General features: G+C 67.1%; 11 protein-coding genes. All 11 read right to left on the bottom strand.

The features are described from left to right. Positions 1-1,638, bottom strand: coding sequence for a methylmalonyl-CoA mutase family protein (locus tag VFB33_14085; protein HZO82821.1), 1,638 nt, complete (start codon positions 1,636-1,638; stop codon positions 1-3). 7 nt (positions 1,639-1,645) lie between these two features. After that, positions 1,646-2,845, bottom strand: a complete 1,200-nt coding sequence (locus VFB33_14080) for an acyl-CoA dehydrogenase family protein (protein ID HZO82820.1) — start codon at positions 2,843-2,845, stop codon at positions 1,646-1,648. Between the two features lie 154 nt (positions 2,846-2,999). Next, entirely contained in the window at positions 3,000-3,779 is a 780-nt protein-coding gene (locus VFB33_14075; protein HZO82819.1) for an enoyl-CoA hydratase-related protein, read from the bottom strand. A 32-nt stretch (positions 3,780-3,811) separates the two neighbouring features. After that, positions 3,812-4,411, bottom strand: a complete 600-nt coding sequence (locus VFB33_14070; protein ID HZO82818.1) for a DsbA family protein — start codon at positions 4,409-4,411, stop codon at positions 3,812-3,814. Between the two features lie 9 nt (positions 4,412-4,420). After that, a complete protein-coding gene (locus VFB33_14065) occupies positions 4,421-6,616 on the bottom strand; it encodes a hypothetical protein (GenBank protein HZO82817.1) in 2,196 nt (731 codons plus the stop codon). A gap of 146 nt (positions 6,617-6,762) precedes the next feature. Continuing rightward, complete coding sequence (gene glpX / locus VFB33_14060; protein HZO82816.1) at positions 6,763-7,716, bottom strand: class II fructose-bisphosphatase; 954 nt, start codon at positions 7,714-7,716, stop codon at positions 6,763-6,765. A gap of 38 nt (positions 7,717-7,754) precedes the next feature. Further along, entirely contained in the window at positions 7,755-8,960 is a 1,206-nt protein-coding gene (locus VFB33_14055) for a cofactor-independent phosphoglycerate mutase (GenBank protein HZO82815.1), read from the bottom strand. 54 nt (positions 8,961-9,014) lie between these two features. Further along, positions 9,015-10,124: a threonine synthase gene (gene thrC / locus VFB33_14050; GenBank protein HZO82814.1), complete on the bottom strand. Its 1,110-nt coding sequence runs from the start codon at positions 10,122-10,124 to the stop codon at positions 9,015-9,017. Between the two features lie 5 nt (positions 10,125-10,129). Further along, positions 10,130-11,428 (bottom strand): homoserine dehydrogenase, encoded by a 1,299-nt coding sequence (locus tag VFB33_14045; protein ID HZO82813.1) that lies wholly within the window; start codon positions 11,426-11,428, stop codon positions 10,130-10,132. 42 nt (positions 11,429-11,470) lie between these two features. Continuing rightward, positions 11,471-12,682: an alanine transaminase gene (alaC, locus tag VFB33_14040; protein HZO82812.1), complete on the bottom strand. Its 1,212-nt coding sequence runs from the start codon at positions 12,680-12,682 to the stop codon at positions 11,471-11,473. A gap of 78 nt (positions 12,683-12,760) precedes the next feature. Then, positions 12,761-13,741, bottom strand: a complete 981-nt coding sequence (locus VFB33_14035) for a 2-hydroxyacid dehydrogenase (protein ID HZO82811.1) — start codon at positions 13,739-13,741, stop codon at positions 12,761-12,763. Positions 13,742-13,789 lie beyond the last annotated feature (48 nt).

The raw sequence follows: 13,789 nt of genomic DNA, 5'->3' as shown, positions 1-13,789 counted from the left end.
TTAGATCCAGCCTGGGTCGGTATAGATCCCGAACTCGGCGCGGTAAACGTCGCAAATCTCGCCGACCGTGGCCTCGCGCCGCACCGCCTCGCAGACCGGCTCCATCAGATTCTCGCCCGAGCGGCAAGCCTCGGCGACGCGCGCCAGCGCCTCGCGCACGGCGGCTGAATTGCGCTCGCGCTTGAGCTTGCGCACGCGCTGGACCTGCATCTCTTCCAGCGCCGGGTCGATCTTAAGAACTTCGATCGGGATCTCCTCAGGGATCGAGTACTTGTTGACGCCGACCACGGTCTTGACCCCCTGCTCGAGCTGACGCTGGTAGTGGAAGGCGGCCTCGGCGATTTCGCGCTGCGGATAGCCGCGCTCGATCGCGTTGAGCATTCCGCCCATCTCGTCGATCTTGCGGATATACTCCATCGCCTCGCGTTCCATTCGGTCGGTCAGCGCCTCGATCGCGTAGCTGCCGCCGAGCGGATCGACCGTGTTGATGACGCCGGTCTCCTCAGCGATTATCTGCTGCGTGCGCAGCGCCACCATCACCGCCTGCTCGGTCGGCAGCGCCAGCGTTTCGTCCATCGAATTGGTATGCAGCGACTGCACGCCGCCGAGCACGCCGGCGAGCGCCTGAATCGCCACCCGCACGATGTTGTTCATCGGCTGCTGGGCGGTGAGCGACACTCCAGCCGTCTGCGCATGCGTGCGCAGCATCATCGAGCGCGGGTTCTTCGCGCCGAAGCGCTCCTTCATCAGCCGCGCCCACATCCGCCGCCCGGCGCGCAGCTTGGCGATCTCTTCGAGGAAGTCGCTATGGATGTCCCAGAAGAAGGACAGCCGGGGCGCGAAGTCGTCAACGTTGAGCCCGCGATCGACCGCGTCCTGCACGTAGCAAAGGCCGTCGGCGATGGTGAAGGCCAGCTCCTGGACCGCGGTCGAGCCGGCCTCGCGGATGTGGTAGCCGGAGATCGACACCGGATGCCAGCGCGGGGCCCGCCGGGCGCAGAACTCGATCATGTCGGTGACGATCCGCAGCGAGGGACGCGGCGGACAGATCCATTCCTTTTGCGCGATGAACTCCTTGAGCATGTCGTTCTGGATCGTTCCGCTGACCGCGCTCCAGGGCACGCCCTGGCGCTCGGCGACCACCAGGTACATCGCCAGCAGCACCGACGCCGAGCAGTTGATCGTCATCGAGGTGGACACCTTGTCGAGCGGGATCCCCTCGAACAGCCGCGCCATGTCGTGGATCGAAGTCACCGAGACGCCTTCGCGGCCGACCTCGCCCTTGGAGCGCTCGTGGTCGGCGTCGTAGCCCATCAGCGCCGGCATGTCGAAGGCAGTCGAGAGCCCGGTCTGCCCCTGCGAGAGCAGGAAACGGAAGCGCCGATTGGTGTCCTCGGCAAGCCCAAAGCCCGCGAATTGGCGCATCGTCCAGAGCTTGCCGCGGTACATCGACTCGTACACGCCGCGGGTGTATGGATACTCGCCCGGGTAGCCGAGCGCGCTCTGGTAGTCGCCCGCAACGTCTTCGGGGGTGTAGAGTGGCTCGACCTCCATGTCCGAGAGGGTGGAGAAGCGCGCCGGGCGCTCCTTGCCCTGCTTATAGGTCGTCTCCAGCCATTGCCGTTTGCTAGTGCTCACGCCGTCCTCATCGCTGTTCAAGCACGTGGTTTGAAATCACCAGCCGCTGGATTTCCGAGGTGCCCTCGTAAATCTCCGTGATCTTGGCGTCGCGAAAATAGCGCTCGACCTTGAACTCCTTGGTATAGCCGTAGCCGCCGTGAACCTGGACGGCCTCGGTCGCCGCTTTCATCGCGGCCTCGGCCGCAAACAGCTTTGCCATCGCCGATTGCGTCGTGCAAGGCTGGCCGGCGTCCTTGAGCGTCGCCGCGCGCAGGGTGAGCAGGCGCGCCGCATCGATCTCGACCGCCATATCGGCGAGCTTCCACTGGATCGCCTGGTTGGCCGCGATCGGGCGGCCGAAGGCCTGGCGCTCCTGCGCATAGCGCAGCGAGGCTTCCAGCGAGGCGCGCGCGATCCCGACCGCCTGCGCGGCAATTCCGATCCGTCCGCCGTCGAGCGTCTTCATCGCGACCTTGAAACCCTCGCCCTCGGCACCGATCAGATTGGTGCGCGGCACCCGCAGGTCGCTGAAGCCGAGCTGTGCGCTATGCGAGCCGCGGATGCCCATCTTCTCCTCGACCCGCACCACCTGCCATCCGGGCGCAGAAGTCTCGACGATAAAGGCGCTGATCCCGCGATGGCCCTGATTGGGGTCGGTCATCGCAAACACGATGGCGACCGAGGCTTGGGGGCCGTTGGTGATGAAGTTTTTGCTCCCGTTGAGGATATAGCTGTCGCCGTCGGGCACCGCGCGGGTGCGCTGGCCGGCAGCGTCGGAGCCGGCCTGCGGCTCGGTCAACGCGAAGCATCCGATCCACTCGCCTGCCGCCATCTTCGGAAGATAGCGCGCGCGCTGCTCGTCGCTGCCCAGGCCGAGGATCGGCCATGAGGCGAGCGACGAATGCGCGGAGACGATCACCGCGGTCGAGGCGCACTCGACGGCGAGTTCCTCGATCACGAGCGCGTAGCTGACGTGATCCAGGCCCGCGCCGCCGTATTGCTGCGGGATAAAGACGCCCATCATGCCGAGCCGTCCGAGCTCGGCGATCGCCTCGGCGGGGAAGCGATGGGTGCGATCGGTCTCGACGCTGGCCGTGCTGAGGCGCTCGCGGGCGAAGCGGCGCGCGGTCTCGCGCGCGGAGCGTTGGGTATCGTTGAGTTCCAGGTCCATCGCAATTACGTCGGCGCTCCGCAGGAACTGACGGATGCCCGCGTGCGGGCGCATCGCACCGGCGGTCCGCCGGCCGACGGCGAGGCGCGCCGCCGGTCGGCGACCTTTAATATCCTAACCGACCGGCGCGGTCGATAGAAACCCTTGCCGATCCGCGGCTTTCCGGCGCACCCGCGGTGCTTGCGCAAAGCTTGCCGCCCAGCGTGCGCTACTTATGCTGCCACTTGGGCTCGCGCTTCTGCACGAACGCGCGTGTGCCCTCGACCCGATCCGCGCTGGCGAAGACCAGTCCGAAGGCCTCCTGCTCGAAGCGCAGCCCGGCGTCCTCTTCCATCGTGAACGACGCGCGCAGCGCAGCCTTGGCCTGGCGCAGCGCCGCCCCCGACTTGGAGGCGAGCTTCTCGGCGAGCTTACGCGTCGCAGGCATCAGCTCCTCGGGCGCGACGACCTGGTTGACGAGGCCGAGCGCGAGCGCCGTTTTGGCGTCAAACATCTCGCCGGTCAGGACGTACTCGCGCGCGCGGGCGTGTCCGATCCGATGGGGCAGGCGTTGGGTGCCGCCGAAGCCGGGAATCAGAGCGAGATTGATCTCGGGTTGACCAAAGCGCGCCTTCTCACTCGCGATTATCAGGTCGCACGCCATCGCAAGCTCCAGACCGCCGCCGAGCGCAAACCCGTTGACCGCGGCGATCACGGGAATCGGCAGGTCCTCGAAAGACTGCATCACGCGATGCCCGAGGCGGGAAAACTCCAGCCCCTCGGTCGCCGACATCTCAGCCATCGCGGCGATATCGGCGCCGGCGACGAAAGCGCGGTCGCCCGCGCCGGTGACGATCAGCACGCGCACGCGGGGGTCGTGCCGGACCTCGCGCAGCACGCGCGCGATATCCTCGAGCACGGCGCGGTTGAGCGCGTTGAGGGCGGCGGGCCGGTTGACGGTCAGCGTCGCGATCGGCGCCTGGTCGAAAGTGATGTCCCTCAGTTCCACCGGTTTCCTCCCTAATCTGCGCGCGGCGCGGGCTAGCGGGGGGCCGGCGCGCCGAGCTTCTCGCGGACCATCCACAGCCGGTCGCCGCCCCAGAACAGCTCGCCGTCAACCACGAAGGTCGGCACGCCGAAGACGCCCGTCTCTTCGGCCTGGCGGCAAATGCGCTCGAGCTCGCGGCGTCCCTCGCCGTCAAGGAAGTCGTAGAAAGCGCTCACCGGCGCGCGGGCTTCTGAGAGCACGGCGCGGAGCGCGCCGCGGTCCTCGATATCCAGCTCGCGCTTCCAGAAACGCTCGAACGTGATGTCGTTATAGGCGCGAAAGACGTCGTGGCGCTGCGCGTAGAGCATCCCGATCGCGGCGAGCGAAGAGTCGAAAATCTTCTGCGGGCCGCGCACAACAAGCCCGCGCCGATTCGCCAGCCGGCGCGCGTCCATATAGCTGTAGCGGACGCGGCGCCATTGATGGGGGTTGCGGCCCTCGACGGTGCCGAGGAACTCGGGGATGTTGAGGATGTAAGGCAACCATTCGAGGCGGAGATCGAACTCGCGCTCCAACTCGTAGGCCGGGTCTTTGGCGAGATAAGCGTAGGGGCTCTTGTAATCGATGTAAACCGTGACCGTGCGCGGCGCCATGCGCCGAGCTTAGGGCCTGGCCGCCGGCCGCGCAATCGCCCCGGTTGCTGCCGCGGCGCGCGCGAGCCCCGCCGGCGTAAATTCCATCACCATCAGCGGCGCCTCGCCAAAGCCGCCTGCCGGCGGCGAGCCCAGCGTTTGCGGAAAGGGAAAGTAGATCGCGCTTGAATCGCGGCCGTAGCGGTCGATCAAGGGCTTCACCGCCTCGTACGCGCCCTGCACGCCCACCGCAATCCTGCCCTTATGCCATTGTCCCAGCGCCCACGCGACTTGAAAGGCGCGATTGGGGCTGAGCGCGGGAAAGGCAGGACCGCCAAACCAATCCACTGGTTCGAGCCGAAGCGCCCGCTCGGGTTGCGATTGAAGCCCGTCAAGGTCTCCGCCCGCCGCGAGGTATTCGTGCGCGGCGCGCAACAGCAACTCGAACCTGGCTCGGATGTAACGCCGCTGCATCTCGAGCGCAGTGACGCCGGCGTAGGGCGCGAGCACCGCGGGCGGTATCCGGTAAAGCTCGACGCCGCCAACTTCCAGCGGGCGCACTCCCAGCGCGTCCGACAGTAGACCGTCCAAACGCGACCTCTCCTGCGCGGTGAGTCGAGGATGAATCCAGGTCGCCGCAGTCCAGTCGCCGTTGACCCGGTCAACCATCCTGTACCTGGAAGGGCCAACGATGATGGCCGAGGTTTTTTGGTGCGCGAGCATCGCCTTCAACTGTTCGCCGGCATCGGGGATTCCCGCGGTGTCATAGAATGCAGCCATGATGGGCCAGCGCGCGTATTCCGGCGGCGCGAGCGGCGACAGCCCGATGTATCCGCCGGCGAGCCGAAAGTACATCCCACTGGCTACCTGCCACTGCATACCGTCTCCGTAAATCAAGGCAGGTACGACCATCACGTTTTCGCCCGGCTCGAGATATTGTCGATACGCACCACTCGAAAAGAACTCCGGAATCTCAAATGCCGAGCTCCAATATGAGGTGGACAGGTTCGGCATCATGAATGGCAACAACCCTATCGCTAAACTCGCCCTCAGCAGCGCACTTCGGCGAGTAGTGGAAAGCCACATTGCCGCGATTACCGCCAGTCCAAGGAACACATACATCATCAGTCGGACGGGCAATGCCTTCCGAAGCAGCGGCAGCCTGGTGAGCAAATACCACGGCGCACCGAAGGTCGGATGGCCGCCGATAACAAAGCGCGCGCCCATCGCCAGAACGCACGTCGCTATGATCGAGTAGATAAGGGCGCGCGCTGTCGGTTCAGCCCAGCGCTCTCTGCCAAACAACAACGCGATCACTACCAGCGGGAGCGGCAGATACGAACCGCTCTCAGTCAGCGTTGCGCGGTAAGTGCGCGAAATCGCCGCAAGCGCGCCAAGCTTCCCCAGCTCGTTGACGCCGGTGGGTACCAGCAGGTTAAGTAAATCAGCTCCATGATATTCGGGATTGAGCACGACGCCGCCGGGATGACCGAAAGCAAACATGAAGTAGAGGTAAGGCGATAGAAAAACAGCGGCGATTCCACAAGCCGCGGCAAGCGGCGCGGGCAGCCGCATCAGGCTGTGTCGCGTCGTCTCACTGCCCAGCGCATACACGACCGTGAAGAAAAGCGCACCTACCAATGCAGCCGTCGCAACGATCTCCGCGCAGAACATAAACTGCGCAAATATCAGCAGCGCGACCGTCGCCACCAAGCGCCGCCTATGTAGCTCGCCGGCCGCGTATCGCAGCGACAACCATACAATCAGCGGGATGGGGAATACTAAAAGCGTGTGGAGATGCGTGGTTATCGCGGATACGGTGTATGCAGAAAACCCAAACACCCACCCCGCCGCCAATGAAGACCAGTAGCCACGGCTGAGCCACCGGCACAGCACAAAGGCAGCCCATCCAGCCATTGTCGGCGCGATCAGACAGAGAGCGTTGTACGCAGCCACCGGGCCGAACCAGAGCGTGATCGGCACCGCCGTTAACGCCGCCAGCGGCGCCATCGTCGACCACGACAGGTTGGCCCCGGCGGGCGCGAATAGCAGTCTGGTGAAGAACGGGTTCAATCGATGGGTGAACGCATAGGCCCACCATGCGATGAACCAGATCGATTGCGGCGGATCCGGGCCGCGCCCGACGTAGGAGGTCGAAAAATGCCCCACCAGCCCGCGGCCGAAAAAGAAAAATGAAAGACCAAAATAGATGCCGAGCGCGGCCATCGCCGCTCGGTCAAACGGGGAGGGAGCCCGGGCGCCGTCAGCCATGCCACTGCCGCCCGGGCTTCATTCCGTGTTGGTGGCTGCCCGCGAGCGGCGCCATGCCCCAGCCGCACGGAACAGGCGCCGACATCCCGACCCGCGCGCGATCAGTATTCGGGCTTGAAGTCGAAGTGATGGAAGGCCTCGATGTAGCGCACGGTGCGGGTCTTCGAGCGCATCATCACGCTGTTGGTGTGCGCGCCGCCCGAGAAGAAGCGCACGCCGGCGAGGTAGTCGCCGGTGGTGACGCCGGTGGCAGCGAACATTACATTGTCCGCCGCCAGTTCCTCGAGCAGGTAGCGGCGCTTGAGGTCGAGGATACCGCAGCTTAAACAGGCCTCCGCCTCTTCCTGGTTGCGCGGCGCGAAGCGCGCCTGCATTTCGCCGCCAGCCGAGCGGATCGCCGCCGCCGCGAGCACGCCCTGATGTGCTCCGCCGGTGCCGATCAGCAGGTCGATCTCGCTCTCCGGACGAATCGTGGCGACCGCCGCCGCCAGGTCGCCGGCGGTGAGCAGCTTGATCCCGGCGCCCGCGCGGCGCAGCTCGCCGATCAGCTTTTCATGGCGGGGGCGGTCGAGCACCGCGACTCGCAGGTCCTCGACGTACACCTTCTTGGCTTCGGCCAGCGCCTTGAGATTATCGGTGGGCGAGCGGTCCAGATCGATCACGCCGCGGCCGGCCGGCCCGCAGGCGATCTTGTCCATATAAGTATCAGGGCAGCGCAGGATTTTACCGCGCTCGGCGAGCGCGATACACGACATCGCGTTGGGGCCGCCCGAGGCGCAGATGTGCGGGCCCTCGAGCGCGTCGAGCGCCAGGTCAACCTCCGGACCCACGCCGGTCCCGACGATCTCGCCGGCGTACAGAATGTCCGCCTCGCCCTGCTCGCCCTCGCCGATAATGATCTTGCCGTCGAAGGCGATCGAGTTGAGCGCCTTGCGCATCGCTTCAGCGGCGGCGTGGTCGGCGGCCCGTTCGTCGCCGCGGCCGATAAAGCGCGCCGCGGCGAGGGCCGCCGCCTCGGTGGCGCGAACGACTTCGAGCGCGAGATTTCGCTCCATCGGGCGGGCCTCCAACCCCAAGCGCCGCCGCTGCGGCGTCAGCCTGCCGCGAACAGCGACTCAATCAACCGATGACCGTCCTTGACGGAGACTCCCGTGCTTGCGGCCTCGGCCTCCGTGTAACGCCGCGCGGGCGCGCGGCCGGTCCTTGCGCCGCCGAGCATAGCAAAGGGCACCGGCTCGTTCGAGTGCGTCTTGAGTTTGCACGGGGTTGCATGATCGGGCATCAGCAGGATGCGGAAATCGCCCAGCGCCGGCAGCCCGCGCAGCATCGGGCCGACGATCAGCTCGTCGATACGTTCAATCGCATCGCGCTTGAGATCGGCGCGGCCCATATGGCCGGCCTCGTCGGGCGCTTCGATATGCAGGAGCAGGAAGTCGCGCCGCTTGAGCGATTCCAGGCCGTAGCGTCCCTTGGCGGCATAGTCGGTATCGAGAAAGCCGGTCGCACCGGGCACCTTGATTACCTCAAGGCCTGCGAGTCGCCCGAGCCCGTTGACCAGATCGACCGCCGAGATCACCGAACCCTCGACGCCGAAGCGCGTCTTGAGCGTCGGAACGGCCGGGCGTCTGCCCTGCCCCCAAAACCACACCGAGCTTGCCGCGGGCTTGCCCGCGCTGAGTCGAGCGCGGTTCACCGGATGCTCGCGAAGGATCGCCGCCGCGCCTTCCATGATCGCGCGCAAGCGCTCGGCGCCTTCGCCCGCGGGCAGATAGGGCGCGGCGGGCTTGCCCGTGATGTCGTGGGGCGGGGTCAGGCGCGTTGTGACCGGGCCGCCGTGCCACACCATCAGGTGGCGGTAGCTGACGCCGTTGTGGAATTCGACGCCGTCGCGGCCAAGTGCCGCCTGGAGGTCAGCCACGATCGCCGCCGCCTCCTCGCTGCTGATGTGGCCGGCGGTAAAGTCTTCCATCACCGGCGCGCCCTCGGCTCCGGGCTTGAGCGACACCAGGTTCATCCTGAAGACGGCGTCGTCGGGAGCGAGCTGGATGCCCTGGCTGGCGGCTTCGATCGGCGCGCGACCGGTATGATAGCGGGCGGCATCGTAGCCGAGCATCGTCATCGTGCCGACGTCGCTGCCCGGCGGCATCCCGGCCGGGATGGTCGCGACCAGGCCGAGCTCGCCGCGGCTGGCGATGAGGTCCATGTTGGGCTTGTTGGCGGCCTCAAGCGGCGTGCGTCCGTCCAACTCGTCGCACGGCCAGTCGGCCATCCCATCGCCGTGAATGATCACGTATTTCATCGATTTTCCGCTCTCGAGCCGTTGGCGCGCGGCAGCCGACGGCGCGCCGGCCCGTCATCCGCGCTGAAGAATCTTGAGCACTTTGTTCACGTCTGGCTCGACAACAATCGTATTGCTGAGATTCTTGAGCGCGGTGTCGGGGTCCTTCAAGCCATGGCCGGTGAGCGTGCATACGACCACCGAACCCGGCGGCAACCCGCGGCTCGACGCGTACTTAAGCGCACCCGCCACCGACGCCGCCGACGCCGGCTCGGCGAAAATTCCGAGGCTCGCGATCAGCCGGTAGGCGGCCAGAATCTCGGCGTCGCTGACCATGTCGATCACCCCGCCTGATTCGTCACGCGCGGCTTCAGCGCCCTTCCAACTCGCGGGGTTTCCGATCTTGATCGCGGTCGCCACCGTATGCGGATCGTCGATCGCATGCCCGAGCACGATCGGCGCCGCGCCCTCGGCCTGATAGCCCATCATCTTCGGCAACCGGCTCACCAGCCCTTCGGCCTTGTACTCCTTGTAGCCGGCCCAGTAGGCGGTGATATTGCCGGCGTTGCCGACCGGCAGGAACTGATGCGTCGGGGCGTCGCCGAGCTGGTCGCAGATCTCGAAGGCGGCGGTCTTCTGGCCCGCGATCCGGTCGGGGTTGACGCTGTTGACCAGCCGGATACTGACCGGATCGCTCTCGGCAACGTCGCGCACGACCTTCAGGCAGATGTCGAAGTTGCCGATGATCTCGATCACACCCGCGCCGTGCATCACACTCTGCGACAGCTTGCCCAGCGCGACCGCGCCCTTGGGAATCAGCACGAACGCGCGCATGCCAGCGCGCCCGGCGTAGGCCGCCGCCGAGGCCGCGGTGTTGCCGGTCGAGGCGCAGATCGCGATGCGTGCGCTCTCTCCGCGCGCTTTACTCATCGCGACGGTCATCCCGCGGTCCTTGAACGAGCCGGTCGGGTTGGCACCCTCAAACTTCAAGTAACACTTTACGTCGGGACCGAGCCGGCTCGCGATCTCCGGGCTGTCGATAAGCGGGGTATTGCCCTCGTTGAGCGTGACCACCGGCGTGCGTTCGTCGACCGGCAGGAAACGGCGGTAATGCTCGATCAGCCCCGGCCATCGTTCGAGGCGCCCTAACGGGCGCGCGGGCGCGCTATGTTTGTGGCGCGTCATCGCCGCTACAGGCGCTCCTCGATCCGGATGAAGGCGGGCGCGCCGCTGACCGTGTGGAGGCGGGCGATGCGGGCGAGCGCGCGCTTAAGGTTGCGCTCGCGCGCCTCGTGGGTGCGCATGATTACAGGCACCGTACTTTCCACCTTGCGGCCCTGCTGGATCACCGAGGCGATCGAAATTCCGTTGCGCCCGAGCACCGAGGCGATGGTGCCGAGCACACCGGGCTTATCGCGCGCCTGAAAGCGCAGATAGTACTCGCATAGCACGTCGTCCATCGGCTTGACACGGGCGCGCGTCACCGCGCCCATCGGGTAGCCCAGCGCGTGGCCGCGCGCGCCGGCGCCCGCGATTCGCGCGCGCGCAATCTCCAGCACGTCGGCCATCACCGCGGTCGCGGTTGGCATCTGCCCCGCCCCCAGCCCCACGTACATCGTCGGCCCGAGCGCCTCGCCGTGAATATAGATCGCGTTGAACGCGCCGCCGACGCTGGCCAGCAGGTGGCGCGTCGGAATCATCGTGGGATGCACACGCGCCTCGACCGCGCCGTTGTCGTCGCGCGCGATCGCGAGCAGCTTTATCGTGTATCCGAGTTCACGCGCATAAGCGATATCGGCCTGGGTGACCCGGCTGATGCCCTCGGTATAAACCTGCGCGGGTTTGAGCAGCGCGCCGAAGGCCAGGGTGACCAGCAGGCAAAGCTTGTGCGCGGCGTCATGGCCGTCGATATCGAGCGCCGGATTGGCCTCGGCCAAGCCCATCCGCTGCGCTTCGGCCAGCGCCTCGGAGAATTCCGTGCCGCGCTCGGTCATCGTGGTCAGGATCGAATTGCAGGTCCCATTGACGATTCCATAGACCGCGCGCTGGCGATCGCCGGCCAGCGCCTCGCGCAGCGTGCGGATGATCGGCACACCGCCGCCGACGCTCGCCTCGAAACCGACCGCCATCCCGGCCCGCGAGGCCGCGGCGAAGATCGGCTCGCCGTGCTCGGCGAGCAGCGCCTTGTTGGCGGTGACGACGTCCTTGCCCGCGGCAAGCGCGGTCAAGAGCAGCGAGCGCGCGGGCTCGATTCCGCCGAACAGCTCGACCACGATGTCGATGTCGGGACGAACGACCAGGGCGGCCGGATCGCGCGTAATCAGTTTTGCGGTGAGGCCAAGCGAGGGAATCGGCCTGAGACTGCGATCGGCAACGCCTGCCAGCTCCAGCGGCGCGCCGAGCTTGCGCGCGAGCATCGCGGCGTTGCGCCTGAGCAGGCGCACGACGCCCTCGCCGACCGTCCCGCAGCCGAGCAGGGCTATCCTCACCGGCTTCAGCCGAACACCGGGTTGCGCCATCGGGAGGATGGATCAGGAGCCCGCCGCCGCAACGCGCGGACGCGTCCCGCGCATCGCAAGGCGCAGCGCGTGGCGGATGCCGCGGAGCGCCTGGCGCGTGCGATGTTCGTTCTCGATCAGCGCGAAGCGCACGAAGCCGTCGCCGTCGGCGCCAAAGCCGACGCCCGGCGATACCGCGACCTTGGCTTCGGCAAGCAGGAACTTGGCGAAGTCGAGCGAGCCCATCTGACGCAGCGGCTCGGGAATCGGCGCCCATACGAACATCGTGGCGCGCGGCTTCTCAACCGGCCATCCGGCGCGGTTGAGCCCGTCCACCAGGACGTCGCGCCGCCGGCGGTAGGTGCTGGCGATCTCGCCGACACACTCCTGGGGCCCGTTGAGCGCGGCGATCGCCGCGACCTGCACCGGCGCGAACATCCCGTAGTCAAAATACGACTTCAGCCGCGCCAGCGCCGCGATCATCTCGCGATTGCCGACCGCGAAACCGACCCGCCATCCCGGCATGTTGTAGCTCTTGGAGAGCGTGAAGAACTCGACCCCGACCTCACGCGCCCCCGCCACCTGCATCATCGACGGCGCCCGGTAGCCGTCGAAGCACAGGTCAGCGTAGGCGAAGTCGTGCACCACCATGATCCCGTGCTCGCGCGCGAACTCGACCACCCGCTTCATGAAGGCGAGATCGACCGTCGCCGTGGTCGGGTTGTGCGGGAAGTTCATCACCAAAAGCTTGGGCCGCGGCCAGCAGCGGTTGAGCGTCTCGATCATGGCGTCGAAGAAATCGGCGCCCTGGCTTATCGGCACCCCCTGCACCTGGGCGCCCGCGATCACGCATCCGTACTGATGGATCGGATAGGTCGGCGTGGGCGCCAGCACGACGTCGCCCTGGTCGAGCACCGCGAGCATCAGGTGCGCGATTCCCTCCTTGGAGCCGATCGTCACAATCGCCTCGCTGTCGGGGTCGAGCTCGACGCCGTAGCGGCGGCGGTACCAGTCGGTGATCGCCAGGCGCAGCTTGTACACCCCGCGCGAGACCGAGTAGCGATGGTTGGGCGGCTTGGTCGCGGCCTCGACCAGCTTGGCGACGATGTGCGCCGGCGTGGGCTCGTCGGGGTTGCCCATGCCGAAGTCGATGATGTCCTCGCCGGCGCGCCGCGCCTTGAGGCAGAGCTCGCCGATCGCGTTGAACACGTAAGGGGGGAGCCGCTTTATCCTGGGGAAGTCCATCGTCCGCCGTGCGCGCCCGAGAGCGCGGCCCGTCCGCGCTCGTGAGCCTTAATTTCTAACCGACGGCGCGCCCCGCCGCTAGTGGCTGCCGAGCGCGAACGCGTTGACGCAGTTCTCCAACGGCTCGCCGGCGAGCAGGCGCCGGACGTTGGCCGCTACGCGCTCGGCAATCCCGCGATATGAAACGTCGGTGACCCCGGCGATATGGGCGGTCGCCACGACATCGGGCCGGCCGAGTAGCGGGGAATCAGAGGGCAGCGGCTCCTGCTCGAAGACGTCGAGCCCGGCGCCGACGAGCCGACCCCGATCTAGCGCCCGCAGCAGCGCGGCCTGGCTCATCAGGCCGCCGCGCGCGGCGTTGACGACACAGGCCTGCGGCGGCAGCAGCGCGAGCGCGGCCTCGTCGATCAGCGCGCGCGTCTCGTCGCGCAGCGGCACGCAGAGGAAGAGGTAATCGCTCAGCCGCAGCAGCTCGGGCAGCCGCTCCGGGCCGCCGATCCATTCCATCCCCAGCCGCTCGGCCAGTCCCTGCTCCGGGCAACGCTTTATCCCCACCATCCGCATCCCGAACGGCCTCAGCCGTGCCGCCAGCGCCCGTCCGATGCCGCCCATCCCCACGATCCCCGCCGTTCGCCCGAGCAGCGCACGGCCCATCGGCCCGCCCCATACCTTGCCCCCGCGAAGCGTCTGCTCGGCGACCGGGAGGCGGCGGCTGACCGCAATCGCGGCCATCACGCACCACTCGGCGACCGACTCGGCGTTGCCGGTGCCGGCGCTGGGCACGTTGGCGACAGCGATGCAGCGCGCGGTCGCGGCGGGGATATCCACCCCCTCCAGCCCCGCGCCCCACTGCTGGATCAGGCGCAGGCCGCCGATATGGTCCATCAGCTCGCCGTCGATGCGCGACATGGCCGGGATCAGGACGTCGGCCGCGGCGCCGTCGCGGCGCAGCGTTGCCACGTCGATCATGTCGAAGCGCACGCCAGGCAACGCTTCCAGCAGGTGCTGACGCACGGCGGTGAATCCGGTTCCGGCAACGACGACGGTGGCTGAGGGCATGGTGGCTGTCCGAGCTCGCGATGCGAGTTGCGGCCATTTGAGCAGCAC

The organism is Candidatus Binataceae bacterium (genome assembly GCA_035650475.1).
Lineage (GTDB): Bacteria > Desulfobacterota > Binatia > Binatales > Binataceae > JAKAVN01.
This window is presented reverse-complemented; position numbering and strand designations above follow the sequence as displayed.